The sequence below is a fragment of the Spirosoma daeguense genome (assembly GCF_054776875.1).
The window spans coordinates 401,091-427,235 of the sequence record NZ_BAAHBF010000006.1 but is presented as its reverse complement, the minus strand read 5'-3'; the positions used below and the strand labels follow the sequence as shown (position 1 = coordinate 427,235).

Here is a 26,145-nt window from a genome sequence, read left to right as displayed (position 1 = left end):
GGTGAATTCCTGGCGACAAAATGCACAAAAAAACCTTACCCACAAAAAGGTAAGGTTTTGATGGAAGCAGAATTTGACTCTATTGAAAAGATAGGGCCAAAATGCCTAAAAATTAAGCCGTAGCTAAACCGTTTACAAAGCGAGCCAATTTCGATTTGTTATTGGAAGCTTTGTTTTTATGGATGATGTTGCGTTTTGCGAGTTTGTCAAGTGCAGAAGCAACCGTTTTGAACAGCTCAACAGCCATTGCGTGATCGGTAGTAGCACGAAGTTTTTTCACCATGTTCCGGGTTGTAACGTGCTGATAACGGTTCTGAAGCCGCTTCTTTGCGCTTGACCGGATTGCTTTTTTTGATGACTTGTGATTTGCCATTGGTATATAAATGAGATCGTTGTATCGATATGAGGGCGCAAAAATAAAAAATTCGGCTGGAATAGTCAATATCCCAAGCCGAATTTCTTTTACTTATCTGTGGTTTACTGCCGGATGTCAGCATTGACAGTTAGGGTTGTTTCCCAGATGTCCTTGTTTTGCTGAACGAATTCTTTGTAAGGTTCGCTTTTTTCAAAAGTTTTTATGTCATCGATTGACTGAAACGTAATGTAATGCACTACGTCATAGTCTGAAACGGCCTGATTTGGCAAAATTGTCTCGCCAGATGCATAACCAATCACCTGTGGAATTTCGTGCTTTAGGGCTGCAAAACTGGCCATATGCTGTTCAATGGCTTTGCTTTCGACACCTTTTTTGAATTTTATGCACACAATTTGCTGTTTCTGGGCTTTTCGCGCAGGTGAGTATGCACCATAGATTATTAAAGCGAAAGCAGAAAGTAACACAATGACTAAGGTATATCCCTTTGATTTAGCATTCATGATTATTCGAGGTTTCTCTATTTTTCGAAATATTATTCTGAATAACATGGTCGTTTAAATGAATAGTTAATTATTTTCTCTTTAAAGTACCACGTTTTGTCAAATGTACAACTGTTTTATTTGGTTGTTGGTTTCGAGTAATATTTTTTTTGGAAGTTTAGTAAATGGTAGGCCTGTTCCGTCTGGAGAATTGCCCGAGAGCCAGAGATTTCGGCCGGTATGGGGCTTCTATGGGCATCAGCAAATAAACCGCTTGGCCGTGTTTACGTTGCCGACTGATATGATGCCATTTTTTAAAAAATATATTGTTTATCTCACCGATAATGCCGTCAACCCAGATAAACGCCGGTATGCAGTGGTTGGCGAAGCACCCCGTCATTTTATTGATCTGGATGTGTATCCTGATACATCGACGGCTACGTTGCCGCGCTATTATAAAGATGCAGTAGAACGTTACGGAGCTGATACGTTGGCATTACATGGCATTGTGCCGTGGCAGATTCAACTCACAAAATATCAGCTCACTGAAGCGTTTAAACAGCGAAACGTGCGAAGAATTCTGCGTCTGTCTGCTGATTTAGGCCATTATATTGCCGATGCCAACGTACCACTCCATACCACTCGTAACTACAACGGTCAATTAACGAACCAGCAGGGAATTCACGGATTTTGGGAGTCGCGTTTGCCCGAATTGTTCAGTACTTCGTATGATTTTCTGGTTGGGCCAGCCGAATACGTAGAGTTGCCACAGAAAGCGGCCTGGCGTGCTGTATTCAGGGCAAACGCGGCTTTAGATTCTGTGCTACGTATTGAGCAACAACTGACAGCCGATGTAGGAGAGGCCCGTAAGTTTGGCTTTGAAGAACGTAACGGTATAACGTCGAAAATGTATTCGACCGATTTTTCACGGCAATATCACGAACAGTTAAAAGGGCAGGTCGAACGCCAGATGCGGGCTTCAGTAAAAATGGTCGGCGATTTTTGGTATACCTGTTGGATAGATGCTGGACAGCCAGATTTACGCACGCTGGCAATGTATCAGTTTACTGAAAGCGAGCGAAAAGAAGAAATAGAAGAGAAAAAAACTTGGCTGAAACGTTTGTTTTCAGCACGGGAAGAGTCAGAACCATGATTGTTTCAGGATTATAAAGATTTTCGAGATTTTGTTTTTTCGCTATTTCTAACAATCTAAACCAATCCTAACAATCTTTATAATCCTGAAAAAAATCCCGGTTCGGAGATTTAGATACTTAATTTCTTCATGTATTCTGCATCGTTTTTCATACTGACCATGGGCGATTGCGGGTATTCTTCCTGTTCAACCAGAAAATATTTGATACCGCTGTCTTTAGCCACACGTAGCGTTTTTGTGAAATCGACGCTGCCTTTGCCGAGGTCGTTCTGCACCGGCTTGCCGTTTTCTTTCTTGTAATCTTTTATGTGGCAAAGTTCATACCGTTTGCCGTATTTCTGAAGGTGCTCCGCTGTATTAACACCTGCTACGTCGATCCAGCATAAATCTAACTCAAACATTACGTTCTTGGGGTCGGTGTTGTCGAGCAGATATTCCTGCGGAAGTTTTCCATCCAGCGGGCGGAATGAATAATCGTGGTTATGATAGCCAAATTTTAGATCGCTTTTCCGGGCTTCTTCGCCAAACGTATTCAGTTCGTCGGCAATTTTTTTCCAGTCATCCCATGTTTTTTGTGGACCAATGTAAGGGCACAACAGATAACTCAGTCCAGCACCTTTAGCCATCTCGATGCTCTTTTGGAGCGCGCCGGGTTTGCTCAATTCACCGCGAAAATTAAAGTGCGTACTTACCATCTCTACGCCCAATCCGTCGAGAAAAGATTTTATTTCTTTCGGTTCCATGCCCCACAAAAAACCCTGCGGGCCACCATAGCTTTCAAACTGTTTATAGCCCATTTGTGCCAGTTGGGTCATAATACCTTTGGGATCTTTTGGTATTACGTCGCGAACGCTATAAAGCTGAACACCAAACGGATTGATAGGTGCTACGTTATTAGTCAGGAAGTTAGCGGCTGTCGATACTGACTGGCCAAGGGTTAGGGCTCCGGCTGCTACTAAGCCAGATTGTTTCAAAAAACTACGTCGTTGCATAGGTTGAAAAGTTTACGCAGATAAAACGAAAACGGTTATTGATTTTATCTGCAGCGGAAAAATAGAGAATAAATCGGACAATGCGAACGGTAATGATTTCTACGTTATCCTGAACGTATCGCCTTCAATTGTCGGCATCCTGTCTATCTTTGCGATCTTTTCTGAATACGAATGACGTTTTCTAAAATCTATCTGCAAGCCGGGCGTGATGAGGCTGTTCGACGGTTTCACCCCTGGATATTTTCGCGGGCTATCAGCCGTTACGAAGGTAACCTGGCCGATGGCGACGTAGTAGAAGTATTCGACAACAAACAGCGGTATCTGGCTACTGGTCATTATCACGATGGAAATATTGTGGTTCGGCTTTTTTCGTTTGCTGCTACCTCAGATGGGCCCGTTACGCCCGATTTGCCATACTGGACTGAAAAACTGACCCACATACGTAGCATTCGTCGATCCACAGTAGGCAGTAATCCGGCCAATGGCCTAACCAACTGTTACCGGCTTGTGCACGGCGAAGGCGATAATTGTACTGGCCTGATCATCGACGTATATAATGGTGTGGCTGTGTTACAGGCTCATTCTATTGGTATGCACCGCGAACGAATGATTATTACGGATGCGTTGAAAGCCGTTTATGGCGATGAGTTAGAAGCCGTTTATGACAAAAGTGCCGATACGTTGCCTGACGAATATGGTGCTACGGTTACAAATGGGTATCTGTATGGTCGTACTCCCGTGCCGCATCCGGTTCAGGAAAATGGTAACACGTTTCTGGTGAACTGGATTACGGGCCAGAAAACCGGCTTTTTTCTCGATCAACGCGATAACCGGGCGTTGCTGGCGCAGTATGCACGTAGCAAGCGGGTATTGAATGCCTTCTGTTATTCAGGTGGTTTTTCGGTATACGCGCTCAAAGCTGGTGCCGATCTGGTACATTCGGTCGACGTATCGCAGAAAGCTATCGACCTGACCAATCAGAATATTGTTGCCAATTTTGGGGAAGAAGCCGTTCCGCACGAAGCGTTTGCTGAAGATGTGATGCACTATTTAAAAGCGCACGACCATGAGTATGACGTAGTGGTGCTCGACCCGCCAGCGTATGCCAAAAGTATGTCAGCCCGTCATCGGGCAGTGCAGGGCTATAAGCGTCTGAACGCCGAAGGATTTCGCCGGGTGGCTAAGGGGGGAATTTTATTCACGTTTTCGTGTTCTCAGGTTGTAGACCGCGAACTGTTTTATAATACGGTTGTAGCGGCTGCCATTGAAGCAGGCCGACAGGTACGCGTACTGCATCACCTGAGCCAGCCTGCCGACCACCCAGTGAATCTATTCCATCCAGAAGGAGGATATTTGAAAGGACTGGTGCTTTGGGTTGAATAGTAGAGATAAACGATAAGAGATGAGTGATGAATAGTAGTTTTATTTTTCACTCATCTCTTATCGTTCATCACTCATCACTATTTTCGCTAATTTTGGGTCTCAACCGGAGCGCCGGACCGATCCTTTTGTATAACCCGATTACATATAGCTAAATTATGGCTGAATTGATTCGAATGCCCAAGATGAGCGACACCATGACCGAAGGCGTCATTGCGGAGTGGCATAAAAAAGTGGGCGATAAAGTGAAATCTGGCGATGTGCTGGCCGAAGTTGAAACCGACAAAGCCACCATGGATCTGGAGTCGTACGAAGAAGGTACGTTGCTCTATATCGGTGTAGAAAAAGGAGCATCGGTACCTGTTGACGGCGTACTGGCTATTATTGGTGCTGAAGGTGAAGATTATAAAGCTTTGCTAAATGGTTCGAGCGGTGGAAGTCAGGAAGCTGCTCCTGCCCCAAAACCAGAACCCGCTCCGGCCCCCGCCAACAGCGCAAGTGGTGAAGTTGCAACTAAATTACCCGAAGAAAAAGCGGTTTCGGCGGCTCCTGCTGAAAATGTGAACGCATCGGTAATTCGGATGCCGAAAATGAGTGATACCATGACCGAAGGTACCATTGTAGCCTGGCACAAAAAAGAAGGCGACACGGTGAAATCGGGCGACGTACTGGCTGAAGTTGAAACCGACAAAGCTACTATGGACCTCGAAGCCTATGAAGAGGGTACATTGCTTTATATCGGCGCCAAGGAAGGTTCGTCTGTAGCGGTTGATGATGTAATTGCTGTTGTCGGCGAAAAAGGCGCAAACTTCAAAGTGCTTCTTGAAGGAGGTAGTGCTGCACCTGCTCCCGCTGCAGAAAGTGCTCCTGCTACGTCGGATGCGTCAACTTCTCAGCCTACGGCTGCGCCTTCTAACGATAACGGAGCCGATTCGAACGGTCGTGTGAAAGCGTCGCCATTAGCGAAAGCAATTGCTGCTGAAAAAGGTATTGATCTAGGACAGGTAAAAGGAAGCGGCCCTGAAGGACGTATCGTGAAAAGCGATGTTGAATCGTTTGTTCCGGGTTCGGCTCCTGCTGCAAAACCTGCTACGTCTCAACCCGCTGCTCCACCTTCTCAGGCGCCAGCCGCTACGTCGGCACCGGCAGCTCCAACCCCATCGGGCGAATACGAAGACATTCCGGTGAGCCAGATGCGGAAAACCATTGCCCGTCGGTTGAGCGAAAGCCTGTTTACGGCTCCGCATTTCTACCTGACCATGGAAATTAACATGGATAAAGCAATGGATCTGCGCGGAACTGTCAACGGCCTTAGCCCAGTAAAAGTATCGTTCAATGATTTCGTTATCAAGGCCGCTGCTCTGGCGTTGAAACAACATCCGAACGTAAACTCATCGTGGCTGGGTGATAAAATTAGGAAATATAAATACGTAAATATTGGCGTAGCTGTGGCCGTTGACGAAGGTCTATTGGTTCCCGTAGTACGTAACGCCGACCAGAAAACACTGTCGACCATCTCTGGCGAAGTAAAAGATCTGGCTGGTAAAGCGAAAGACAAGAAACTCCAGCCGAAAGATTGGGAAGGCAGTACGTTCTCGATCTCTAACCTGGGTATGTTTGGCATTGACGAGTTTACGGCGATCATCAACCCACCTGATTCCTGTATTCTGGCCGTTGGCGCTATCAAACAAACCGTGAAGTTTGAGGGAGACGTGGCGAAACCAACTAACGTAATGAAAGTAACGCTCTCCTGCGACCACCGCGTAGTGGATGGCGCAACAGGAGCCGCTTTCTTGCAAACGGTGAAGCAACTCCTCGAAGATCCGATGCGGATGCTGGTATAACGTTTAATTTTGTACTTTTTCTCAACGAGAAAAAGTACAAAATCCTACAAAAAGAGCCGTCCCGAAATTCGGGACGGCTCTTTTTGTAAAAACCTGAACGGTTAAACTTTAGCAGGCTCCATTGCACCTTGTAGCTTTTGCTCCAGTACGTTTTTGGGAACTGCTCCAATTACTTTATCGACTAACTGACCATTTTTGAAAATCATCAGTGTTGGAATGCTGCGGATACCGAATTTGGCAGGCGTCTGCGAATGTTGATCAACGTCCATCTTAGCGACAACGGCTTTACCATCATATTCGCCAGCAAGCTGCTCCACAATTGGACCAACCATCCGGCAAGGACCACACCATTCGGCCCAGAAATCTACTAAAACAGGTTTGTCAGAATTTATGAGTTCGTTGAAGTTCGCGTCGGTCGCTTCTACGGCAAGAGATCCTGCTGCCATGACTGAAATGAGTTTATGTATGTTTAACTTGTTTCTGCTACATAAACCCTTTTCATGGCGTTTAGTTCCGATTATTTGGTAACCCGACTTTTCTGGATATTGAGACTTTGCCTATTCGCCGTAACCTGATAAAATAGGGAAGTTCATTATTGAAAATCGGATAAAAACGCTAGTTGTGAGATAACAAGATAGCTTTCACCCTGTAGAAATTCAAAATGACTATACCTCACATTCAGAACTCAAAAAGCATCAGTCATGGCATATCCCTGGCTTCTATTCTCTTTTGATAGAAAATGTATTACCCGCCTTAATGACTGCCTGATTTACTTCACGAATCCGATCTACATCCATTTTTTCAACCTCGCGGTCGTAGGTGAGCAAGCCATTCACTTCATGCTCAACATCCGTGGTTTGCGTGTAAATGGCTACACTAAGTCCCCGATAACGTATCAACTGTTCTACCTGATCAAGTAGAAAAATATAACGATCTGTCAGGGCTGTTTTGGTTGGTTCGTATGCGTATGCATTGTTTTCAACCGGCCACATATGACCGCGTACAAACAGGCCAACCCCGCCAAATTCGCCTAGTGAAGCAGCTCGCTGGCTATCGGGTACTGATGCTTTATAGGGCCCAACATAGATGTGGGTATCCACAAAATCGCCGTTTTTAGGATCACCATACGCTTTTTGATAAGGTGGATTATTATTAAATCCGGAGTTGCCATTGACCAGACGTGAAGGATCGTATTGTTTGACCCAGTCGGTAATATTCTTGACGTCGAAAGCGCCCCAGTTTTCATTAAATGGAACCCAGCAAATCACCGATGGTGAGTTATAATGATCATCAATAATCGCTTTGAACTCTTTGCGGAAAGCAGACCGAGAGTTTAACGTATCTTCATCGGGGTACCAGATGGCGGGCATATCCTGCCAGACCAGCAGCCCCATCTTGTCTGCCCAATAATAAAACCGCTGAGGTTCGGTTTTCATGTGCTTGCGAATCAGGTTATACCCGGCTTTTTTCGTAAATTCAATATCCGATTTTAAGGCATCCTCTGTGGGAGCTGTTAAAATGCCGTCGGGCCAGTATCCCTGATCAAGCAAGCCAAGTTGCATCACAAAACGACCATTCAGCAAGGGACGGACAATGCCATTTACTTTGCCAAGTGCTACGTCGCGCATCCCGAAATAGCTCATCACTTCATCCGAAGTTGTTCCATTAGCAGATTTGAGCGAGATTTTTAGATCATACAGGAAGGGCGAATCCGGGGTCCAGGTTTGGGGATTAGCAATTGGAATGTAGAAAGCTGTTCCGGTGTTTCCTTCTGAGCGGGTAATTTCTCTTTTGCCATCAAGAACGAGGGTGAATACCTTAGCTGGAGAATTGGAATTTACCTCAATTTTCAGCCGTTTACCGGCCAGATCAGGCAGTATGCGTATGTTTTTGATGTAGGTTTTAGGGACTGGTTCGAGCCATACCGTCTGCCAGATACCGGACGTAAAGGTATAATCGCCACGAGGCCCGTTTTTTCCTGAAGGTGTGCGTCCGTCATTTGAATCATAAGCAGCCACCACCAGACTGTTTTCTCCATTTACTAGCAGAGAGGTAATATCGAACGAAAAAGCATCGTATCCACCGGTATGACTCCCCGCTTTTTGACCGTTGACAAATACAGTCGTATTATAATCGACGGCCTCAAAGTGAAGAATGATCTGGTTATTTTTCCAGGCTGAAGGAAGGGTAAATGTGCGTTGGTACCACATATTGATTTCCTGCTTTCGCTTGACTCCCGACAGAACAGATTCAGGGCAATAGGGTACCCGTATTTTTTCTGAATTGGTTGAGAAGCGCAAGGCTGTTACTGGATTGAGAGCAGATGAGACTGATTTACCGCCCTGATAATTCCAGGTGCCGTTCAGGCAGAGCCATTCGCTACGTTGAAGTTGGGGGCGTGGGTATTCGTTCAGGGGTATTTGAGTGGCCATGGCCGATTTTGTCCAGCGAGTTGGCAACTCGGCCTCCTGTGCTTGAGCGTTTTGCCCGAAAAAAACAGGAGTTATAGTGAAAAGGATAATTGAGATAAAAATAAAATTCTTCATCAATTTATCAGGAGCTTTTAGCGGTAGCTAACGTTTGAAATAAGCAAGTTGTCTGTATAGTCATCTTCGATCAAACGGCTTTTTAGAAGCCAGATGATCTATCTTAAAAAATTCTTTTGGGGTTGATTTGGTGCTACGTTGCCAGTAGTGCAGGGCTTATTTTTTGAGCCAGTCGTTACGTTTCATCCAGCTAAAAAGGGGGTGCATCCATTCGTCAGTGGGAAGTTTTAAGACAAATCCGTGGTCGCCCTTGGGGTAGAGATGCAATTCCGCTGCTACGTTGTGATGACGTAGTGCTTCATAAAAAACGATGCTATTGTCTACATCAACAACTTTATCATCACCGGCATGTGTAAGATAGGTAGGCGGAATTTGGTTCGTTACGTGCAATTCATTCGAAAACCGTTCGATCTGAACAGGGGTAGGGGTGGCTCCCAATAGGTTCGTTCTTGACCCTTTATGACCGAGTGTCTCATTCATGGAAATGACCGGGTAAATGAGAATCATAAAATCAGGTCGTAAACTGGTCTTGTTTGTATTTTCGATTAACGGTTCCTGAAATTTCGTTCCGGCTGTCGCTGCCAGATGCCCACCTGCCGAAAAGCCCATGATACCAATTTTGTTGGGATTTATTCTCCATTCGGCGGCACGCTCCCGTACTACTTTTATGGCCCGTTGAGCATCCTGAAGTGGGCCAATGCTTTTATCGACCATTATCGAATCGCTTGGTAGGCGGTATTTTACGATAAAAGCCGCTACTCCCTGTTTAATAAACGCTTCAGCAATTTTTAACCCTTCTGCATCATAGCTTTCCCCTGAATAACCACCTCCCGGAAAAATAATAACCCCGGTACCATTCGCACTCTCTTTTGCTGGTAAAAAAATGGTCAGTGTTGGTTTCGACACCTTTCTGTACCAAACTATTCTACCATCTTTTTCCTGCACCAGTTCTTTCATCTCGTATGACGTAGCATTCGGAATCGGATCTGTATATAAGGGGGTTATCTGCTGAGCATTAACGTGGCTGGTTAGTAGCAGTATGAAAAAATAAAAACCAAATTTCATTGTGTTAAAGTAGTTGTAGAGGAGCTTCATGCTGATTTTTGATAACTTTTGTAGGAGACCAATAGTGCTAGTTAAATGTAATTGATTTGATGGCTAACAAAGGCCTGCCAGAGAGTTAAGCTAAATGAGCCGTCAGTTTATGAATTAAAAGAGTAGAGAAAAGGATTATCGGTAGGTTTCTCAGGTCGAGAAAAATCTAGTATCAGCTTGTTTGAGGGTAAATACAATGGCTTGGGTCGCCCCGTCGCGCTTCAATAAATTTAGTCTTCTTCATGGCAATCGTTTGTTTGTTAAAGTACAACAAATAGCCCGTTTTTCCCTACTTTAAGTTGGTGCGCTTTTCTGAGGGATGTCAGTAGTTGGCTTACATTCTGGTACTTAGGCCAACATATTTATCAGTAGAAACGTGACGCTGACAATTCATCGAAAGAATAAACTCCTCCACTAAAGACAAAAGGTCCTTGTTGTTCCATTTTTAGTCATACAGTTGTTGCGCACAACTTTATGCAACCGCTTACTCTTTATTTAGTTTTTGTGGATAGTAGAGCATTCACAAAACAGATGAGTTAATCGTTGGGTTGTAGAGCAGAATCAGAAACATCTTTATGCAATTTGACTTAAAAAACCTGTTAATCCGTGATCTGGATTGGCTTATGGCGGTTGAAATTGTGACCAGAACGTTGGTCATGTTTACTCTAATTCTTGTCTTTCTACGCATGACAGGAAAGAAAGGCATTCGGCAGTTATCCATTTTTGAGGTAGCCATTATCATTGGGCTGGGATCAGCGGTTGGCGACCCTATGGTAAATGAGGAGCATGCTATTCTGCCGGCTTTTCTGGTCATTGTGACAATTTTACTTCTTTACCGATTGCTAACCTGGCTAGCGGCCCGGCGGGAACGCTTTGAGCGGCTTTTGGAAGGAGAACCTTTATATATTATTGAAGAGGGCAAGTTTGTGCTTCAGACCCAGGCTGATCACACCTACGCAAAGGATGAGTTTTTTGCCGAAATGCGTCAGCAAAACATTGAGCACGTAGGCCAAGTGCGATTAGCCATTCTGGAAACCAGTGGCAATGTAAGTTTTTATTATTACGCAAACGAAGATGTAAAGTCAGGATTACCCATACTACCCAAAGCCTATCAGAAACGGCGGAAGGAAATTCAACAGGCCGGTAAGTATGCCTGTACAACTTGTGGGCAGATAGAAGAAATTACCGCCAGACAACATGCCTGTCCGCGCTGCCAGCAGACGGAATGGGTGGAAGCTATACAAACAATAAGGAGGACATAATCCTTACGATCATAGTTGAGATGATGGGGTATTGTGGCCATTCTTTAGCAAAAGTGAATCGGCCTAATTCAACGATCTAAAATCTATGGTCAACCGCTTCTACTACAATAAAAATTGGTAGATATTCATTAAATGCTTTTCGGTTGTTTGCCTTTGGCTAATTTCCATTCATAACGAAGGATATCCGCTTGTTGAATAGCGTCATATAATGCCTTGTCGCTTTCGAAGGTCAATTGTTTTAATTGAAAGGCTTCTATACCAATCACAAACGAACTAATCTCAAAAGGCCAGGGGTCCACGCATAACGAATGGTCGTCTCTTTGAGAGACGTAATACGGTATCTCATCTGGCCCGGGACTTATTTCTAATCGACGGCCACCGGGCGGTACCAGGTCTTGGCATAAGAGTAACGAAAAGGCATCGCACCATTGCAGAAAGGCATACGCATAACGTGCCTCCGCCAACGTTACTTTCATCGTACGTAACCAATCTCGCTGATTCTGCCGTTGCTGGTCCAGAAAGTCAGCCATGGCCTTTTGGTCTTCTCGTAGTGGTTCATATAAAAACGACGCATGCATCGAGACCATCAGCGCATTCCAGCGACTTTTCTCCAGAGCGATTTCGACCATTCGGCGTGCCTGTTCCACTGAATACTGCTGAATGTTAAAATCCAGCGGAGCACCCACCTGGGTGAGATGATGGCGCCCTTCCCAATTATCCTGTCCGTCATCGTGTTCGGTGAGCGCCACTAGGGTCTCCGCCCAGTTCACCGGCCGTTTGTCTGGCGCCCAGTGAAGGGCAAGCTGGAGGGCCAGCAAGCCATGAGCCTGCTGATGAATAACCTCCCAGCCAAAATCTTTACTGCGAACTATCATAGAGTTGGGAATGCTACGTCTACTTTTATTTTGCTACGTTATCGTCAGAACGTAGCACGTTTGAGCTAAATCATCAGGCTTTCGGATTGTCCTTCAGTAGCCGTTGACCAATGCGATCCGAAGCGGCTTCCGCAAAATCCAGCCCTGAGTAATCGGGATTGTAGCCCCCGATATGAGGTACTGCCATAATATACAGCCGAGGGTTGGGTTGGCCCTGCGAATCGATTACCTGAAAGTGGTCATTGATGGCCAAACCAGGTACGGTCAGGTAATACGTACCGTCTGCAAGTTGCTCCACTTCGTCATTACCTTCTTGCTGAGCAACCCGGCCCCGCTCCTCTGATTGAAAGGCTAAACGGGCTGGACTAATCACTTGATCAACGACTAAGCTCTTGAATGGAAAATCCTCAAACGCCAGATGTGGTTGCCCAATACAATCGACGAATGTTTGATAATGCACCGATTGCGTCTGATCGGCTGGTTCCATGTAGTGATACGTTGCTCCGCCTTGTGGATGGGGCGTAACAGAACTATCTTCTCCAGCCGCTTTCAGGGTTAATACTCCGGCTTCATGCAGCGCTAACAGCTCTCGGGCTGACTGTTGAGGCACAAAAGCGATGACAATAGAAATCAATGGCATCAGCACTTTTTTCAACCGCTGCCAATCTTCAGCTGAAAAATATTTGGCCGGGTAATTCAATGCATAACTCAGTACCGCTAGCATTTCTTTCCAGTATATAGACTGGTGTTGGTTAATAGACTGTTCGGCCTGTTGGTATTCGTTGGCAAAAAGTACAAATGGATCCTGTCGCTCCCGCATACCCATCATTGCGTCGACGAAAGATTCCAGATTCAGGTCTTTGATCTGCGCATAAAAAGCTGGATCTTTTTTCCGGAATGCATCTTTGAATGCTTTTTCAAAGACAAAATCAAGAGAGAGAAATCCTTGATTTTGCTGCCGGTTGGCTTCGATCAACTCCGTACTGAGTTGGTCGTCCGGCGAGACCAGTGGTTCTTCAAGGTGAAAACGAATGGCAGGTAACAGGCCTTCCCGAGAATGTAGCACTAACTGGAAGGCAGGAGATGTTTCTGATCGGGAATACCACAGCCGGCCCGTTGAATCGCTTTCGAATTGCCCATTATGACGCGCCAGCGTACGTATGGCATCAATAGCCGTCAGCGAAGCTCCCCGAATGGCAACCGCATGATTGAGCGACAAAGCCAATTTGGTCGGCGGGTACGGCGAATCAAAATACCGAGGGACAGTACCTTCGTGTCGGATCGGCCAGTGATGACCCGTACAAACGATTACCACGTCAAAACTGTGTTTTTGTTGGTCTACCGTTTCTATCCATATCGTCTGGCTTGCTGGTTCATCATGGATGTCTGTTACGTTGCAGTTGAGATGAACACGAGTTTCTACGCCCCGAACCAGTGCCCGCTGTCGCAGCATATCAAACTGAGCCGTTAGGTATTGACCAAATAATAACCGAGGTACGACGCGGTATGGACTAACTTGTTGAGGATCGAGTTGAAACGATTCTAGCAACTTGGCTGGTTGGGTTTTTAGCCAGTCTGGCAGAGCGGTTACCAATGGGGGAATCTCATTGCCGGATACATTAGTTACATGTTCGGTGTTAGCTCCAGCTGTACTATAAGGCATCCCGGCGCCAAGTTGGTTGGATCGTTCAAAAATCTCAATATGCAGGTCCGACCGCTTGGATTCGATTAGGCGTTTATACATAAATAATGCGCTAGGCCCTCCACCCAGAATGGCAATGCGCTGTCGACGTACTAGCGATAACATACTAATACGTGAATAGAGCTTTATATTTAGTAAATCCAGAAATAGTCACTTGGGATACTGAATCAAGTGTAACTAAAAATACATTGACTTGTAGAAAAAAGCAGGTGTTCATTTGAATTAATGGTTTACAGCTTAAGTCCATGATGAACCAAATTGTTTTTACGGGATGATCAACAATTCCTGTGCTCCTCCAGTCTACAAAGTCAGTTCCTTTATGTAGCAGTCCTTTAGTTAAGCAAGTTTAATGAATGGTAATTCTATAAACATTGAGGTAATGGCCCCTTCCATTATCTCAAATTCCTTGATCCCGATTCAGTATAAATCGTTTGATAGAGTTATGTTGGATCTATACACGAATAATGTGATAGGCTGACCTTGATTAATCTTATAACAAACTACAATCCACTCGGCAAAATTGCCAGTCAACGCATCAAATACTTGTATTCAGGTTGCTTCGATTTTCGTTAAGGATACTCTATTACGTATTTTGAGTTTATAAATCAAATAAAGGCTTGCCTCAGCGTAAGCAGTTGTAGTCATCACCACGGGTTTCAAAATGTTATGCTAGGTGGGTAGCAGTAGACTTCTTGCCAACAATTCATGACGCCATTGCTATTAGCAACAATGCCCAAAGTAGCCATCAATAATGCAATCGTTCTGGAGGGCAGAAAACACCAGTATAGCAGCCGACATTAGTCCCCAATTTTCGCTGGATGTGCGGGGACAATTAATTTGTGGGATAACGGTTAAGTAACCACTTGTTTGAAGGCACGACTAACCGATTCCTGACCGTTAATGTGCAGGGTGAAACGGTGCTTGCCAAACACTGACTAAAGATTGCCCATGTGAATCAGAGGATTGATAAAGTGTTTGCTTCTGTTGTAGCTTTCATAAAGCAACATGGTTATTTGCCCGGTATCCCATCAGCGGGTGAGGTGCTAAAAGCAGGAGGGGTAGATCTGGTAAAAATGAACGCTTCGTTACTGGAAAATATAGAAGAGTTGACTCTATGTAGCCTTCAGCACGGAACATCAACAGCAGCGCGTAGATCAACTAGAACTGCTATACAAAAAGAAATCGCCGAAATCACAGCGCTAGTCAAATAACTCGTGAAGAAAAAGTAGGAGTTGTTTGACTAGAATAACTTTCACAGGTAGTTCAACATATTTTTGTCCTAACTGATTTTTAAACACGTAGTGCTCATACTCATAAAATGCTCAGCTTTCAAACTGAAAAATTTGCTCCATGAGCACCCATTTCTCGCCTGTTTTAGCCCAGGGTAATGGTTGTTGAAACCGCCACATCAGGTGTTCCCATTCCTGCACGTGCGGATTGTGAGCATCCATTTCCATTTTCTTTTCGAACGTAAACTGATCGTCCGTTTCCAGAATCATGAACATTCGATTACCAGTTCGATAAATCTGAAGATCCAGAATACCGGCATTCAGATCATTCTGTCGCACCTCTGGCCAGCCTTTCCCTTTAGCATGCCACTGTTCATATTCGGCAATTAATTCAGGGTCATCTTTCAGGTCGAGCGCTAAGCAAAATCGTTGCATAGTAAAGTTGATTAGTTAATGGGAGCCTTGTGGTTGGTAATCAAGCGACTTACCGAAAGAAGGTTTTGAAGGATGAAATGGTCTGTTGGGCGGCCAGGTCGGGCGTAGGAAAGGGGAAGGCTTCGGCCGAAACGTAGCCATTATAACCGATCTCTTTCAACGCTGTGGCTATCTCCGCCATAGCAAGGTGACCCAAACCTATGGGGCGACGGTTGCTATCGGCAAAGTGAACATGTCCAATCGAAGAGCCTGCCAAACGGATACTGTCGGGCAACGAAATCTCTTCAATGTTCATGTGAAACAAATCAGCCAGCAACACGACATGCCTTGTATTTAATTCATTGATAAAACCCGTAGCTGTCCCCAGATCATTGATCAGATTGGTTTCATAGCGATTTAAGGGTTCATAAATCAAGTTTACACGTTGTTCTTCTGCCTGTTTTCCAAGAATTTCTAGTCCATCGGCCAGCCAACGTAGCGCCTGCTCTTTTTCTACGCCCGGTGCTACGTTCCCCTGCATAGAACCTATGATAGCTGGAGCACCAAAGTTGGCGCCGAACGTGATCATATCGGCAATAAAGGCAATCGCTTTCGTCCGAATTGTCGGATCGGGATCGGTTAGCGTTAGTCCCTGAATGACTTTTCCTGCTCCTGTGCCCACAGCCGCGAGTTGAAGATTCGTGTGTTCGAGCAGGCTAGTCAATCGAGTTGGATTGATTGCGTCTGCCGAAGCCGTAAACAACTCAACTGCATCAAATCCTAGCGAAGCCGCTTTAGTCAGACTGGTTTCCAGATCATCCCAGTAGATCCATGGGCCGGTTTTGATCTGTGGTGCCAGAGCAATTGTTACACAGGATTTCATTGGGTAGACTCGTTATCAAGATTGACCATGATTTTTGTAATAGGCCCTGGATTCGCCGACCAGTCGGCCAGTGCGGCTCCGGCTTCGGTCAGTGACACCTCCCGGCTAATTACAGCATCGACGGGGAATCTTCCAGATTCTAGGTAGTTAATCACGTCAGGGAAATCGCCAAGACAATTTCGTGATCCCAAGATTTCGATTTCCTTACGGACAAACGTACCAGTATTATAATCCACCGGCTTTTTAGCATACCCGATATAAACAACGCGCCCGGTGTAAGCAACCTCGTCGACGGCGGCACGATACGTAGCGGGATTGCCAACTGCTTCGATAATTACATCCGGCCCATCGCCATTCGTGATTTTCTGCAATGCCTCATGCAGATCGACGGTGGTTGTGTTGATGGTATGGGCTGCCCCAGCTAGTTTGGCTATTCGCATTTTGGCGTCGTCAATATCGATGGCAATTACCTCGGCACCCCGATGAACTGCAGCGGCTACAGCTCCCAAACCGACAATACCACAGCCAATAACAGCTACTTTTTCGCCTGCTATCACACGCCCTCGATCTACGGCATGAAAACCCACAGTTAGCGGTTCCACCAGGGCCAATTCGCGAACGGATAACTGGGAGGAAGCATGTAGTTTTTGCCAGGGAACACTGATAAATTTTGTCATGGCACCGGGTCGACGTACGCCCATCGTTTTGTTATCCTGACAGGCGTTGGGGCGACCTCTACGACAGGAAAGGCAGGTTCCGCAATTTAGATACGGATTTAACGTAACGTGCATTCCGGGCTGAAATTGATCTGGCACCTGGCTGCCGGTTTTCAGAACTGTGGCCCCCACTTCATGGCCCAGTACATTCGGGTATTCCTGAAGTTCGAACAACCCCCGAAAGCCGTTGAGATCGCCCCCGCAAAACCCGACCCGATTGATCTGTAACAATACGTCCTCTGGGCCGGGTTCGGATATCTCAATCTCACGTATTTCTGTTTTTCCTGGTTCTACTAATACCAGAGCAGGTTGTTTATTCATGTTGACCGTTCGATTTAGGAATATTGTTTTCTGATTTCCCTTCAAACCACATCTGATTTTTTACCGGAGCAACCATTGTCTCAATACGTAGCAGCAATTCATCAGGAATACTGATCTGGAGTGCGCGCAGATTCTGTTCAACCTGATGCTGCTCCGACATACCCACGATGGTGGTCGCAATTACCGGATGCTGAACAGCAAAGTTCAACGCTACGTCGCTCAATGCCAGACCGTATTCGCTGCACAGGGCCACTAGTTTCGGTTGCATATCTTTCACTGCCTGTGGAGAACTTTGCCAGGAGGGAACTGGAGCATCTGATAAAATCCGCTGCATCAGCGGAGCGGCATTCATCAACCCAAACCCTTTCTTTTGAGAAAGTGGCACCAGTTCGTCATTAATTTCATTTTCCAGCAGGTTATAATGCCCCCAGGATAAAACCGTATCGACATCCACTTGCCGGGCAATCTGCGCCAGATAACGTACCGGTAGCCCTGAAAAACCAACGTAGCGCGCTTTACCTATCTCCTTGACCTTTAGCGCTGCGGGAATAGCCTCAGATAGCACCTGCTGCCGGTCGCCAAACTCAATGTCGTGTACTGTAAGTAGGTCAACATAATCGACCTGTAATCGCTCCAGCGACTCATCGATGCTTCTCAGAACCCGCTCGTAGGAAAAATCGAATACACTGTTGCCATATCGACAGCATTTTGTGGCCAGAAATACGGAATTTCGTCTATTTTTCAAGGCTTTACCTAACCTGATTTCAGCCAACGTATCGCCATAAAACGGGGCTACGTCAAAGAAGTTAATGCCGTGATCGATGGCTGTATGGACGGCTCGTATACTTTCGGTCTCGGTAACGTCATTAAACACATTCCCCAAAGGTGATGCCCCAAAGCTGAGCCTCGAAACGGTTAAATTGGTATTTCCAAGTTGGCGATACTGCATTGTTTATGTTTTGTAGCCAATTTCTATAGTGGTAGACAGCCTACTTCATAGCGATTATAAAACGATTGAACTGGCTCCCCGGTACACTGATAGCAAATACTCCTAAGTAGCATTTCTACTACTCAGTAGTATTTATTCAACGTTTACTTAACGATTTAGTAAGATAAGTGCTTGATTAATAGTAAAATGAAGTAATCTGTTTGTTATTCAGCTTATAGATACGGCAATAACTAGGGTTGCAAAACTATTATTCATTAACTATGTGCCGGAACATGACGAGTTTTCTTTTCAAGCTGAGAACTTGAAATCATAGAATAGATCGCTTAAAATGGCTACAAGTATTGAGGCTTGAGAGTCGCATTTAAGCTAAATCCAGTATATAAGTGATAAGTAGCTCTCTGCTATTCAATATCTATCACCCCTGAGTCAATCTGCTTCTGGTTTGCTTAGACGTAATTGAAGAAGGCCGTCTATACTGGAATTTCGCTCGTTTGATTATAGCTTCTACAAAACTTGTTCGCCCTCATACCGAAGTAGTTGCATTTCCTGAATAATCTGAAACCCCCAAACAGGCGATTTTTGAGGTAGAAAAAGTAAAGGGTAGCCGTTGCAAACTAATTTGCAACGGCTACAAACGCTTTTGAGCATTATTATTGACATCCTCAGGCAAAACTCTAACTGCGTATGAGCAAAGTCTGTGTCGGTAAACCGCCTGCCTACTCTCATCTTAGAGTCAGTTATCCTAACAGCGGTTCGGTAGGCGTTACTTACTGGTAAGTGATTGTATAGGTAAAGTGACCCATAACGCCTACCGGAGCGATCCGGCTAAGAGGGAAACCAGCCTCATTGACTTGTATTGTCTCACATTTTAACGTACTGGTCTGACAACCATACAAAGCAGTACAATACTTTTTAGTACGACTGAGCAGGTTATTACTAGTGAGTACATCTAAACCAGTCAATCCCGTGGATGACGCGACACTTCGATTGAAAGAGGCCAGTAAAGCCGCCAGAATCTGATATTCTTTACTCTGGGCAAATACCGTCTGGTAGTGATCATACTGCTGATCAAGCACTTCATAGAAGACATTTGGATTACGAGACTTACTATCTTTTGATTCCGCTTCCAGATCAAAATGGCCTTGGTTATTCAGATAGAGTCTGCCTAGCTTAACATTGGATTTTAGGGGATAACCTTCCTGGTCGAGCCCAAAGCTGACCCTTTTCACTTCCTGATTATCAATGACCAGACGAGCACTAAGAGTTTGGCCTTCATAAGTTAATTCGAAGCGGGCTGGTTTGTCCCAGCTATAGGCGATCGAATCCAGATCGTTAGATAAGGATCGTAGACTAACGCCGATTAAGCGATTATTCAGATAGGAAAACTTTACCCAGGGGATAATGGGTCTACTAACCGCTGAGGGCGCGAGCAACGAATCGCGAACGGACTCAAGTTGATTGACCGAGTTATAGGTAAATTGAGCCCGATAAACCAGATGAGATAATGTTCCGTCAGCATGGTAATCAATAAAAGCCGGACGAGTTAACCCCTTAGTCGATTTACCAGGCTCGATACGCGAGATAGTCTGACAAGATGCCATCAGAATACCTACACTACTAAGCAGACAAAGAAAAGGGAAGCGGGAAAAACAAAGCATAATAATTCGCATAAAAGGATTGATTGTTGGATCGGGGCGGTTGGTTTGCTGCCCCTTCCCAAAGACTAGTACCAACCGACAAAGTGTTGCAGTAGGAGGCATAAAAATTAAGATTCTTTGCAACACTTTGTCGGTCAACGTCAGTCTATACAAGTGACAGGGATTTAAAACCTATCCATCTCGCCTGTCGAGCGAACTACATAATTGCCCTGCTTATGAGACCATCGCCTACGTTACGGTTTTTCGTGCTGTGTCTGCTGGCTAGTGCCTGCAACCGTGTGATTGACTCCCAACAGACGCCTGTGCCAGCCGATAAGCTGATTCCCACTAGTGCCATCCAAGCTCTGGTGGCCCGTTTTCCTCAAGCGGAAATGATGGTGTTTACCCCCTTGGAGAAAAACCAGGTCTGGCGGGTTAGCTTCCAGCAAAAAACCGTACCCTACCAAGCCGTAACCAATTCCCAGCAGTTATTAGTAGCCTTCCAAACTGATAAGTCTGCCATACCAGATTCGCTGCAAGCTACCCTGACCAACTCGGTGGTGGAGGGGGGCGTCTTATCGAACCTACGACTTCAGGCCTATAGTCCTCTGACCAGTCCTAACGACCGCGTGGTGCTGGCGGATTACGACTGGCAAAACACCCGTTATACGTTTCGCTGGACCATTACGAACTTAAGTGGCCAGATAACCTACCTGACCGAACTCCTGCCCGAACTCCAGCTTCAGTTTCGCACGGAAGCCCTGAACGATCTGCCCCCCCTGATTCAGCAATCGCTGGCCGAGCAACAAGTTGATTTCGACAATGCGCAGGTGCAGGTGGATGGGCAGGGTAAAAAACGGTACAGCCTGACGGTACGCCAAAACAGTTCGTTTTATACGCTGCTGTATGACGACGCGGGCCAGCTACTGGGTGCGACCAACCTGAGCATCGCTCAACGGTATACGACCGTCGAACAACTACCTGCCGATATTCGAGCCTATCTAAGCCGTACGCCCGAACTGGCTAACTTTACCCTGGGAGGGCAATTTAGTCTCCTTGCTAAAACAACCTATCGCGGACTGGAAACCTATACAGTCAATTTGCAGAAAGGGCGGCAGGCTTGGTTGATGACCTTCAATGGGCAAGGGCAATTTGTGACGCGTTTGTATGTAAATAGGGTGTAATTTACCCGCAACCAACTTTACTAAATGCCCCTGTTTGGCAAGAAAAAGTATTCGACCTTATCGGCCTTGGTAGTGGGTTGTCAGCAACTGGAGCCCCGGGCGCAGCACCTGTTTTATGAGCGCTATAAAGGGCGCTTATTAGGCATGTGTCTGCGCTACGCGCAAACCAGAGCCGAAGCCGATGATATTTTCCAAGAAGCGTTCGTCAAAATATTTGCCCATATTCACGAACTTCAGCAACCGGAAGCCGCCGATAGATGGGTCAAGTCGATTGTCGTACGAACGGCGATTACGCACTACCGCAGTAACCTTCGTTCCACCCAACTCCGTAGTCCGCTCGAGGAGGAAATAGAAACCCTAGCCAGCGATGAATATGACCAATTTATTAAGCAACTGACGCTGGACGCCCTGACGGTATTCATTAAAAGCCTACCAGACAGCCAACGGTTGGTCGTAAATTTGTATTTGATTGAAGGCTACACGCATGCCGAAATTGCCGAGCTGCTAGCCTTCCCCCCAGCCACGGTCCGCTCCCAGTATAGCCGGGCTCGTCAACGGTTGCTTACCTTGTTTCAGCAAAACGGTCTTACGCGACATGAACTTTTCGAATGAACCACTAGATAAGCGGTTGCGGCAACGTTTTCAGCAGCTCTTTGCCAGCGAGCATGCCGAAGTCGATGATGCGCTCAAGCAACAAATTTGGAACCGACTTCCCCCGCCTGCCCCGCGTAATTACCTGCCCATTGGCTTCTTGTTCTTGGGGGTGTTGTTTTGCGCAAGCATTGCCTTTTATTACGGGGCAGCGCCAGTTGTTAGGGCGTCGAAGTCGGCTTATTCATCAATGCAGTCCTCCACTGGACAGCCCACAGCCAGCCACGCCCATACCATACGGACTAAACCATCCAGCCCTCCAGTGGAGTTGGTGGGTACTCGTCTACCAGAAGCTATATCCAATAACGACTCAAAGTCCGCCACCCTTTCAATCGGGTCGCCCGATGCGCCCGTAGTTAATGTGGCCGTGGCTACCCTACCCACTATCAGAAGCGGTAGCGTATTAGCTAATTCGGTTGTTGTCAGTGGTTGCAAGGATCGTAGGCAGATTGGTTTACAACTGAACAGTTTTCGTTCGGTTGATCCCGTAAGTGGTACTAGACTTTCAATCAGTCAATTAGTTGGCAAACGTAACCAGCATCGTGTTCTAGCTTTGTCCACGGCTGGCGCAAACAAGCTAGCTGGTTCATCGGTGAAGAATGATCGTAGAAACAACTCATTAACCAACGAGCCTGTAACCAATAGAGTAGCATTACCACTAGCCTCTCTTGAGGTTGTCGGACAATTAAGTAACACGCTTTCGGCTCGTTTAAGCCGGCAGATGGACTTTATCCCTTTGGTAGATAGACCCACCAAGACGACATCTAGCTATCCCATCAGCCCGGTCGACTGGTTTTTCACGGCTGCCCCCTTCAGTACATACCAGCGCATGACGATTGTCTCCAAAACGGACACCTACGTGCAGCAGGTAGCATCCCCTGCCCCCTGGTCCTCCCAAACATGGGGCTACCAGCTCAGCGGGGGTGTTCACTGGTCTGGGTGGGATGTAGCCCTGTCCTATGGGCAACTTCGGCGCTGGGCGTATTATGAGCGAGCCACCGAAGCCTATCAGGTTGAGCCATCAGGCCCCACCGCGTATCAGGTAAGGCGTCGGACCGAAGCGGTGGTAGAAAACGTTTCGCTATCACTGGTGGGTGTGGGCATTGCCCGGTCCTATGAGTGGGGTAGGCACCAACGGTACTTCGCGCGAGCCGGGGCTCAGCTTTCTTATGTCTTGCCGACTCATCAGGAATTGGGATGGCTAGAGGCTAGTTGGGGTCTAGCCCTACCTTTAGGAAATCGACACCAGCTTCTGGTTGGGCCAAAGCTAGCCTATAGTCTGAGCGATGTGTGGAGCACCGACCGGCAGCTTCGCATTCAACCGTACACAGCGGGTGTCTCGCTAACGATTCGTCCCTAGGCCGTCTCCACGCCGTGGAGCATCTACTTCATAGACTGCCCTATGGTTAACTCGCGATGAATCACCTTGACCAAGCCACAAAAACCTGGCTCGATATCACACAAAAGCTAGCATTTCTGCATACGACCTGTAAGTGCCGTTATGTTAGCTAAAGTACAGAAAGTTAGGTCATTACTTGAATTGTCCGTCTCTTCAAACTCCCCAGTGATAGACGAAGACACTGCCAGGTAACTGTTTATATAAACGGTTCTTAAAAAGATAGCGAAACCGCAAGAGTCTAACGTAGACATACTTCAGTTGGCTGTCTGGGCTGTTTTAGAAAAATTGAAGTTGGCTTAGAAAAACATAGCCTGGCTTACCGGAGTAAACCAGGCTAATTCCCCTCCAAATAGCTAAAAATCTTTGGGGGTGGCTTGAATCAACAAGTTTATTCCTCCTTCTCATCCTGGTCGACGTGTCCATGAATATAGCCGTCAGCCAATTCTTCCTGATCGTCTAAAGGCGTATTTCCGGGTTGGTGCTGTTCTTGCTGATCCTGAACAGACGCACTGTCATTACCCGTATTGCCACCTTGTTCTGCTTCGCCCCCCGGTGAATACCATCGAATCGTTTTCATATAAGTTTTAAGTTTAGTTTTAAGCAAGTTATTTCCTGCAAAACTCAGGAATGAAGATAAAGTTTAGTCCGGAGCAGATTTAGCGAATGCACAATGCAATATCTATACATATACAGTTCATCATAAGCCGCTCAAAATGAACCAAGCCGTTTTCTTTTGACTTATCTCAGTAGAGCAAACCTATTTTTCATCTAATTACAATCAGTATGAAAACCATTGCGTTGCACGGGTTCGGCCGTATCGGACGACAATTTCTTCGAGTTGGACTTGGAAAACATCTGTTTATTCCCCGATCCATTTCCGATATACGGGATGAACCTACCTTGGCTGCATTGTTTGAAGTAGATACCAATTATGGTCGTTGGCCGGAATCTGTTTCAGGCAACGAAGGTTCCATCATCATTGGTGGCCAGCAAATTCAATACATTAATTCATCGAAGGAAATTCCGGACTGGGCAGCACTCGGTGTCGACCTGGTTGTTGATTGCACGGGTAGGGCGACCACACGGGCTGGTGCTCAGGCGCACCTCGATCGGGGAGCCAACTATGTACTTGTCAGCGCTCCCAGCAAGACGTTGGCCGACTGCGATGCGGTGTTGCTGAAAGGAATCAATCTGGATGATTTTGACCCAAAAAAGCACCAGATTATCAGTATGGCTAGTTGTACCACCAATGGTCTGGCGTCTCCGATCAAAGTCATTAAAGAGAATTTTGGTATCCAGTATGGCCTTTTTTCGACCGTGCATTCATATACTAATACACAGTCGCTGACTGACCAGCCAATGAAAGACCGACGTGATTCTTGGGCTGCCACCGAAAATATCATTCCGTCTTCATCGGGGGCTGCGCGTGCGTTGCAATTCATCTGGCCGGATCTGAAGATTACTGGTAAGGCCTATCGGGTTCCCACCCGAACCGGAAGTATTGCTGAATTAAACCTGATCACGGAAAAATCCTGCACGGTACAGGAAGTCAACGATGCCTTCCGTCAGGCTGCCGCCGAAGGTCCATTGAAAGGTGTAATGGCCGTATTGGAAGACGAATGGGCCTCGTCTCGTATTGTAGCCGACCCTCATTCCTCCCTGATCGATCTACCGCTAACGGCTAAAGAAGGCAATTTGCTGTCGGTGGCTTCGTGGTATGATAATGAGTGGGGATTCTCGAATCGGTTAGCTGAGGTAGCGGCTTATATCGCAGATCGGATTTGATCAGCATTTTCCTGATGCGTATTTGGTCGCAATTGTAACGAATACGCATCAGGAAATTACAAACGGAAGTCCATCTGACAGAAAATCTGATCAAAATTAGCTAGTGGCTTATAGTACGTTCTGGTTAGGCCTGTTTGGCTGGACACTTTACTTATGAGAGTTTAATAGAAACAGTTTGATAAAATTGATTTTCAAAGTCAATTGGTGAACGGTAGCCTAACGATGAGTGCAGCCGATGGTCGTTATGATACCCTCGCTCCGCGCCCCAGCCAATATAATTAAACAACTCATTATGGGCATCCTGTAGGTTCATAAAACAGCCGCACGGGCGCCCCGCATCCTACAACAATTCCGCTTGTCATGGCTAGATAACTATCTGCCCGAGTGAATGTTGCTCTATTACGATGTGTGTGTAATGTGGAATATTGTTGATATTCAACATTTTATAGGAAAATATTGCGGGAGAGCTGGCCTCCTAAGTCTAAATAAACCCATAAGTCAGCTTCAGGTTTGTTGACTGAAAATGGCGACAGCTTTTTTAATATCTCGCGCTCCATCTCCGATTGCCTCAGTTGCCGACGTAAGCTATCGACTTCTTGCTGAAGATCTAGATCGGTTTTCTATCTCCCCTTTTTATTAATAGAACTGCTAGCGAAAAATTGTTAACAAGGCGAACAGCAAAAAATCTTTCAACTGCAGACGTAATAGTTTTAGTGCCCGTGTAATATGGTACTCAATCGCTTTTGGCGATAAATTCAGACGTTGGGCAATATCAACTACAGGTAAGTAATCGAATCGACTTAGTTTGAAGATTGTTTGCGTCGGTTGAGGAAGCTGAGCCACTGCCTGGGTGAGTTGCGTTTGTAAATCGGTATAGGCTACAATTTCATCGGTCGTATAAATGGCCTCTGTTCCCAATAAGCGTAATTGCTCATGGACCCGGTGACGAACTGCCTGTTTATCCAGGTGGTCGTAGATGTGATTCCGAATGGCTCGAAATAAATAGGCCTTCAGTGAACTTTGAATAGTTAGTTGATGCCGCTTCAGCCAGAGCGTAGTGAATAAATCCTGGACCATTTCTTCAGCCGTAGCCTGGTCCCGAGTATAATTATACGCCACCGAGTAAAGACCGGGCCAAAACCGTTCGTAGATGGCTCTAAACGCCTGCTCATCACCAGCCTGTAAGCCAGCTAGCCAAGTATCCTCCTTATCTGAGTCGGCGTTGATGAACATGGATTTAGGAAAGGCTTTTCCGAGTAAAGCAGCTAACAAA

At 46.1% G+C, this 26,145-nt stretch carries 25 protein-coding genes; 9 read left to right on the top strand and 16 right to left on the bottom strand.

The window, feature by feature from the left end; all coding sequences use genetic code 11:
- Positions 1 to 112: 112 nt before the first annotated feature.
- Positions 113 to 373, bottom strand: a complete 261-nt coding sequence (rpsT, locus tag ACYVD4_RS21005; RefSeq protein WP_460949084.1) for a 30S ribosomal protein S20 — start codon at positions 371 to 373, stop codon at positions 113 to 115.
- A 104-nt stretch (positions 374 to 477) separates the two neighbouring features.
- On the bottom strand, positions 478 to 876 hold the full coding sequence (locus ACYVD4_RS21000; protein WP_460949082.1) for a Dabb family protein: 399 nt from the start codon (positions 874 to 876) through the stop codon (positions 478 to 480).
- A gap of 103 nt (positions 877 to 979) precedes the next feature.
- On the opposite strand from ACYVD4_RS21000, the gene ACYVD4_RS20995 reads away from it, so the two are divergent.
- A complete protein-coding gene (locus ACYVD4_RS20995) occupies positions 980 to 2,008 on the top strand; it encodes a zinc dependent phospholipase C family protein (protein WP_460949080.1) in 1,029 nt (342 codons plus the stop codon).
- A gap of 110 nt (positions 2,009 to 2,118) precedes the next feature.
- Here the strand turns inward: ACYVD4_RS20995 and ACYVD4_RS20990 are convergent, their stop codons facing one another.
- A complete protein-coding gene (locus tag ACYVD4_RS20990) occupies positions 2,119 to 3,000 on the bottom strand; it encodes a sugar phosphate isomerase/epimerase family protein (protein WP_460949078.1) in 882 nt (293 codons plus the stop codon).
- A gap of 171 nt (positions 3,001 to 3,171) precedes the next feature.
- On the opposite strand from ACYVD4_RS20990, the gene ACYVD4_RS20985 reads away from it, so the two are divergent.
- Both ACYVD4_RS20985 and ACYVD4_RS20980 read left to right on the top strand, forming a co-directional pair.
- Entirely contained in the window at positions 3,172 to 4,383 is a 1,212-nt protein-coding gene (locus ACYVD4_RS20985) for a class I SAM-dependent rRNA methyltransferase (RefSeq protein ID WP_460949076.1), read from the top strand.
- 155 nt (positions 4,384 to 4,538) lie between these two features.
- Entirely contained in the window at positions 4,539 to 6,224 is a 1,686-nt protein-coding gene (locus tag ACYVD4_RS20980) for a pyruvate dehydrogenase complex dihydrolipoamide acetyltransferase (RefSeq protein ID WP_460949075.1), read from the top strand.
- A 101-nt stretch (positions 6,225 to 6,325) separates the two neighbouring features.
- On the opposite strand, the gene trxA is transcribed toward ACYVD4_RS20980, so the two are convergent.
- From trxA to ACYVD4_RS20965, 3 genes are all read right to left on the bottom strand, one after another.
- On the bottom strand, positions 6,326 to 6,670 hold the full coding sequence (gene trxA / locus ACYVD4_RS20975; RefSeq protein WP_460949073.1) for a thioredoxin: 345 nt from the start codon (positions 6,668 to 6,670) through the stop codon (positions 6,326 to 6,328).
- Between the two features lie 273 nt (positions 6,671 to 6,943).
- On the bottom strand, positions 6,944 to 8,770 hold the full coding sequence (locus ACYVD4_RS20970; protein WP_460949071.1) for a glycoside hydrolase family 2 protein: 1,827 nt from the start codon (positions 8,768 to 8,770) through the stop codon (positions 6,944 to 6,946).
- 156 nt (positions 8,771 to 8,926) lie between these two features.
- Positions 8,927 to 9,865, bottom strand: a complete 939-nt coding sequence (locus ACYVD4_RS20965) for an alpha/beta hydrolase (protein WP_460949069.1) — start codon at positions 9,863 to 9,865, stop codon at positions 8,927 to 8,929.
- Positions 9,866 to 10,440: 575 nt separating this feature from the next.
- Here ACYVD4_RS20965 and ACYVD4_RS20960 point away from each other — a divergent pair.
- Positions 10,441 to 11,127 (top strand): DUF421 domain-containing protein, encoded by a 687-nt coding sequence (locus ACYVD4_RS20960; protein WP_460949067.1) that lies wholly within the window; start codon positions 10,441 to 10,443, stop codon positions 11,125 to 11,127.
- A gap of 128 nt (positions 11,128 to 11,255) precedes the next feature.
- Here ACYVD4_RS20960 and ACYVD4_RS20955 read toward each other — a convergent pair whose 3' ends face one another.
- Entirely contained in the window at positions 11,256 to 12,002 is a 747-nt protein-coding gene (locus ACYVD4_RS20955) for a DUF3891 family protein (RefSeq protein WP_460949066.1), read from the bottom strand.
- 73 nt (positions 12,003 to 12,075) lie between these two features.
- Complete coding sequence (locus ACYVD4_RS20950) at positions 12,076 to 13,809, bottom strand: FAD/NAD(P)-binding protein (protein ID WP_460949064.1); 1,734 nt, start codon at positions 13,807 to 13,809, stop codon at positions 12,076 to 12,078.
- Positions 13,810 to 14,654: 845 nt separating this feature from the next.
- Between ACYVD4_RS20950 and ACYVD4_RS20945 the strand changes: the two genes are divergently transcribed.
- Complete coding sequence (locus tag ACYVD4_RS20945) at positions 14,655 to 14,915, top strand: hypothetical protein (protein WP_460949062.1); 261 nt, start codon at positions 14,655 to 14,657, stop codon at positions 14,913 to 14,915.
- A 111-nt stretch (positions 14,916 to 15,026) separates the two neighbouring features.
- Here the strand turns inward: ACYVD4_RS20945 and ACYVD4_RS20940 are convergent, their stop codons facing one another.
- The 5 genes from ACYVD4_RS20940 to ACYVD4_RS20920 all read right to left on the bottom strand — a co-directional run bounded on the left by ACYVD4_RS20940 (position 15,027) and on the right by ACYVD4_RS20920 (position 19,976).
- Complete coding sequence (locus tag ACYVD4_RS20940; RefSeq protein ID WP_460949060.1) at positions 15,027 to 15,368, bottom strand: L-rhamnose mutarotase; 342 nt, start codon at positions 15,366 to 15,368, stop codon at positions 15,027 to 15,029.
- A gap of 49 nt (positions 15,369 to 15,417) precedes the next feature.
- On the bottom strand, positions 15,418 to 16,230 hold the full coding sequence (locus ACYVD4_RS20935) for a TIM barrel protein (protein WP_460949059.1): 813 nt from the start codon (positions 16,228 to 16,230) through the stop codon (positions 15,418 to 15,420).
- The gene (locus ACYVD4_RS20930) at positions 16,227 to 17,267 is read right to left on the bottom strand and encodes a zinc-binding alcohol dehydrogenase family protein (RefSeq protein WP_460949058.1); all 1,041 of its coding nucleotides are present in this window, start codon (positions 17,265 to 17,267) and stop codon (positions 16,227 to 16,229) included. Before ACYVD4_RS20930 ends, ACYVD4_RS20935 begins: the two co-directional genes overlap by 4 nt.
- Positions 17,260 to 18,216 carry an aldo/keto reductase gene (locus tag ACYVD4_RS20925; protein WP_460949056.1) on the bottom strand — a complete coding sequence of 319 codons (957 nt, stop codon included), beginning with the start codon at positions 18,214 to 18,216 and terminating at the stop codon, positions 17,260 to 17,262. Before ACYVD4_RS20925 ends, ACYVD4_RS20930 begins: the two co-directional genes overlap by 8 nt.
- 767 nt (positions 18,217 to 18,983) lie before the next feature.
- On the bottom strand, positions 18,984 to 19,976 hold the full coding sequence (locus ACYVD4_RS20920) for a hypothetical protein (protein WP_460949054.1): 993 nt from the start codon (positions 19,974 to 19,976) through the stop codon (positions 18,984 to 18,986).
- A 113-nt stretch (positions 19,977 to 20,089) separates the two neighbouring features.
- Here ACYVD4_RS20920 and ACYVD4_RS20915 point away from each other — a divergent pair, with 113 nt between their 5' ends.
- Genes ACYVD4_RS20915 through ACYVD4_RS20905 form a run of 3 tightly spaced genes read left to right on the top strand, consistent with a single transcriptional unit; the run spans position 20,090 to position 23,048 of the window.
- Positions 20,090 to 21,037 (top strand): hypothetical protein, encoded by a 948-nt coding sequence (locus ACYVD4_RS20915; protein ID WP_460949053.1) that lies wholly within the window; start codon positions 20,090 to 20,092, stop codon positions 21,035 to 21,037.
- Between the two features lie 24 nt (positions 21,038 to 21,061).
- Positions 21,062 to 21,649, top strand: coding sequence for an RNA polymerase sigma factor (locus ACYVD4_RS20910; RefSeq protein ID WP_460949051.1), 588 nt, complete (start codon positions 21,062 to 21,064; stop codon positions 21,647 to 21,649).
- Positions 21,633 to 23,048, top strand: coding sequence for a hypothetical protein (locus ACYVD4_RS20905; protein ID WP_460949049.1), 1,416 nt, complete (start codon positions 21,633 to 21,635; stop codon positions 23,046 to 23,048). Before ACYVD4_RS20910 ends, ACYVD4_RS20905 begins: the two co-directional genes overlap by 17 nt.
- Before the next feature lie 427 nt (positions 23,049 to 23,475).
- Here ACYVD4_RS20905 and ACYVD4_RS20900 read toward each other — a convergent pair whose 3' ends face one another.
- A complete protein-coding gene (locus ACYVD4_RS20900) occupies positions 23,476 to 23,664 on the bottom strand; it encodes a hypothetical protein (protein ID WP_460949047.1) in 189 nt (62 codons plus the stop codon).
- 206 nt (positions 23,665 to 23,870) lie between these two features.
- On the opposite strand from ACYVD4_RS20900, the gene ACYVD4_RS20895 reads away from it, so the two are divergent.
- Positions 23,871 to 24,872: a type I glyceraldehyde-3-phosphate dehydrogenase gene (locus ACYVD4_RS20895; RefSeq protein WP_460949045.1), complete on the top strand. Its 1,002-nt coding sequence runs from the start codon at positions 23,871 to 23,873 to the stop codon at positions 24,870 to 24,872.
- 151 nt (positions 24,873 to 25,023) lie between these two features.
- Here the strand turns inward: ACYVD4_RS20895 and ACYVD4_RS20890 are convergent, their stop codons facing one another.
- Positions 25,024 to 25,185, bottom strand: a complete 162-nt coding sequence (locus ACYVD4_RS20890; protein WP_460949044.1) for a hypothetical protein — start codon at positions 25,183 to 25,185, stop codon at positions 25,024 to 25,026.
- Positions 25,186 to 25,520: 335 nt separating this feature from the next.
- Entirely contained in the window at positions 25,521 to 26,144 is a 624-nt protein-coding gene (locus ACYVD4_RS20885; RefSeq protein WP_460949042.1) for an RNA polymerase sigma-70 factor, read from the bottom strand.
- Between the last annotated feature and the right edge of the window lies 1 nt (position 26,145).

Bases quoted from the DNA above. Each gene is read 5' to 3' on its own strand.
- ACYVD4_RS20985 (WP_460949076.1), top strand. From the start codon at position 3,172: ATGACGTTTTCTAAAATCTATCTGCAAGCCGGGCGTGATGAGGCTGTT.
- ACYVD4_RS20980 (WP_460949075.1), top strand. From the start codon at position 4,539: ATGGCTGAATTGATTCGAATGCCCAAGATGAGCGACACCATGACCGAA.
- ACYVD4_RS20965 (WP_460949069.1), bottom strand. From the start codon at position 9,865: ATGAAGCTCCTCTACAACTACTTTAACACAATGAAATTTGGTTTTTAT.
- ACYVD4_RS20960 (WP_460949067.1), top strand. From the start codon at position 10,441: ATGCAATTTGACTTAAAAAACCTGTTAATCCGTGATCTGGATTGGCTT.
- ACYVD4_RS20895 (WP_460949045.1), top strand. From the start codon at position 23,871: ATGAAAACCATTGCGTTGCACGGGTTCGGCCGTATCGGACGACAATTT.
- ACYVD4_RS20915 (WP_460949053.1), top strand. From the start codon at position 20,090: ATGAGACCATCGCCTACGTTACGGTTTTTCGTGCTGTGTCTGCTGGCT.
- ACYVD4_RS20930 (WP_460949058.1), bottom strand. From the start codon at position 17,267: ATGAATAAACAACCTGCTCTGGTATTAGTAGAACCAGGAAAAACAGAA.
- ACYVD4_RS21000 (WP_460949082.1), bottom strand. From the start codon at position 876: ATGAATGCTAAATCAAAGGGATATACCTTAGTCATTGTGTTACTTTCT.
- rpsT (WP_460949084.1), bottom strand. From the start codon at position 373: ATGGCAAATCACAAGTCATCAAAAAAAGCAATCCGGTCAAGCGCAAAG.
- ACYVD4_RS20970 (WP_460949071.1), bottom strand. From the start codon at position 8,770: ATGAAGAATTTTATTTTTATCTCAATTATCCTTTTCACTATAACTCCT.
- ACYVD4_RS20900 (WP_460949047.1), bottom strand. From the start codon at position 23,664: ATGAAAACGATTCGATGGTATTCACCGGGGGGCGAAGCAGAACAAGGT.
- ACYVD4_RS20905 (WP_460949049.1), top strand. From the start codon at position 21,633: ATGAACTTTTCGAATGAACCACTAGATAAGCGGTTGCGGCAACGTTTT.
- ACYVD4_RS20940 (WP_460949060.1), bottom strand. From the start codon at position 15,368: ATGCAACGATTTTGCTTAGCGCTCGACCTGAAAGATGACCCTGAATTA.
- ACYVD4_RS20935 (WP_460949059.1), bottom strand. From the start codon at position 16,230: ATGAAATCCTGTGTAACAATTGCTCTGGCACCACAGATCAAAACCGGC.
- ACYVD4_RS20890 (WP_460949044.1), bottom strand. From the start codon at position 25,185: ATGAACCTACAGGATGCCCATAATGAGTTGTTTAATTATATTGGCTGG.
- ACYVD4_RS20995 (WP_460949080.1), top strand. From the start codon at position 980: ATGTACAACTGTTTTATTTGGTTGTTGGTTTCGAGTAATATTTTTTTT.
- ACYVD4_RS20920 (WP_460949054.1), bottom strand. From the start codon at position 19,976: ATGCCTCCTACTGCAACACTTTGTCGGTTGGTACTAGTCTTTGGGAAG.
- ACYVD4_RS20955 (WP_460949066.1), bottom strand. From the start codon at position 12,002: ATGATAGTTCGCAGTAAAGATTTTGGCTGGGAGGTTATTCATCAGCAG.
- ACYVD4_RS20925 (WP_460949056.1), bottom strand. From the start codon at position 18,216: ATGCAGTATCGCCAACTTGGAAATACCAATTTAACCGTTTCGAGGCTC.
- ACYVD4_RS20910 (WP_460949051.1), top strand. From the start codon at position 21,062: ATGCCCCTGTTTGGCAAGAAAAAGTATTCGACCTTATCGGCCTTGGTA.
- trxA (WP_460949073.1), bottom strand. From the start codon at position 6,670: ATGGCAGCAGGATCTCTTGCCGTAGAAGCGACCGACGCGAACTTCAAC.
- ACYVD4_RS20990 (WP_460949078.1), bottom strand. From the start codon at position 3,000: ATGCAACGACGTAGTTTTTTGAAACAATCTGGCTTAGTAGCAGCCGGA.
- ACYVD4_RS20950 (WP_460949064.1), bottom strand. From the start codon at position 13,809: ATGTTATCGCTAGTACGTCGACAGCGCATTGCCATTCTGGGTGGAGGG.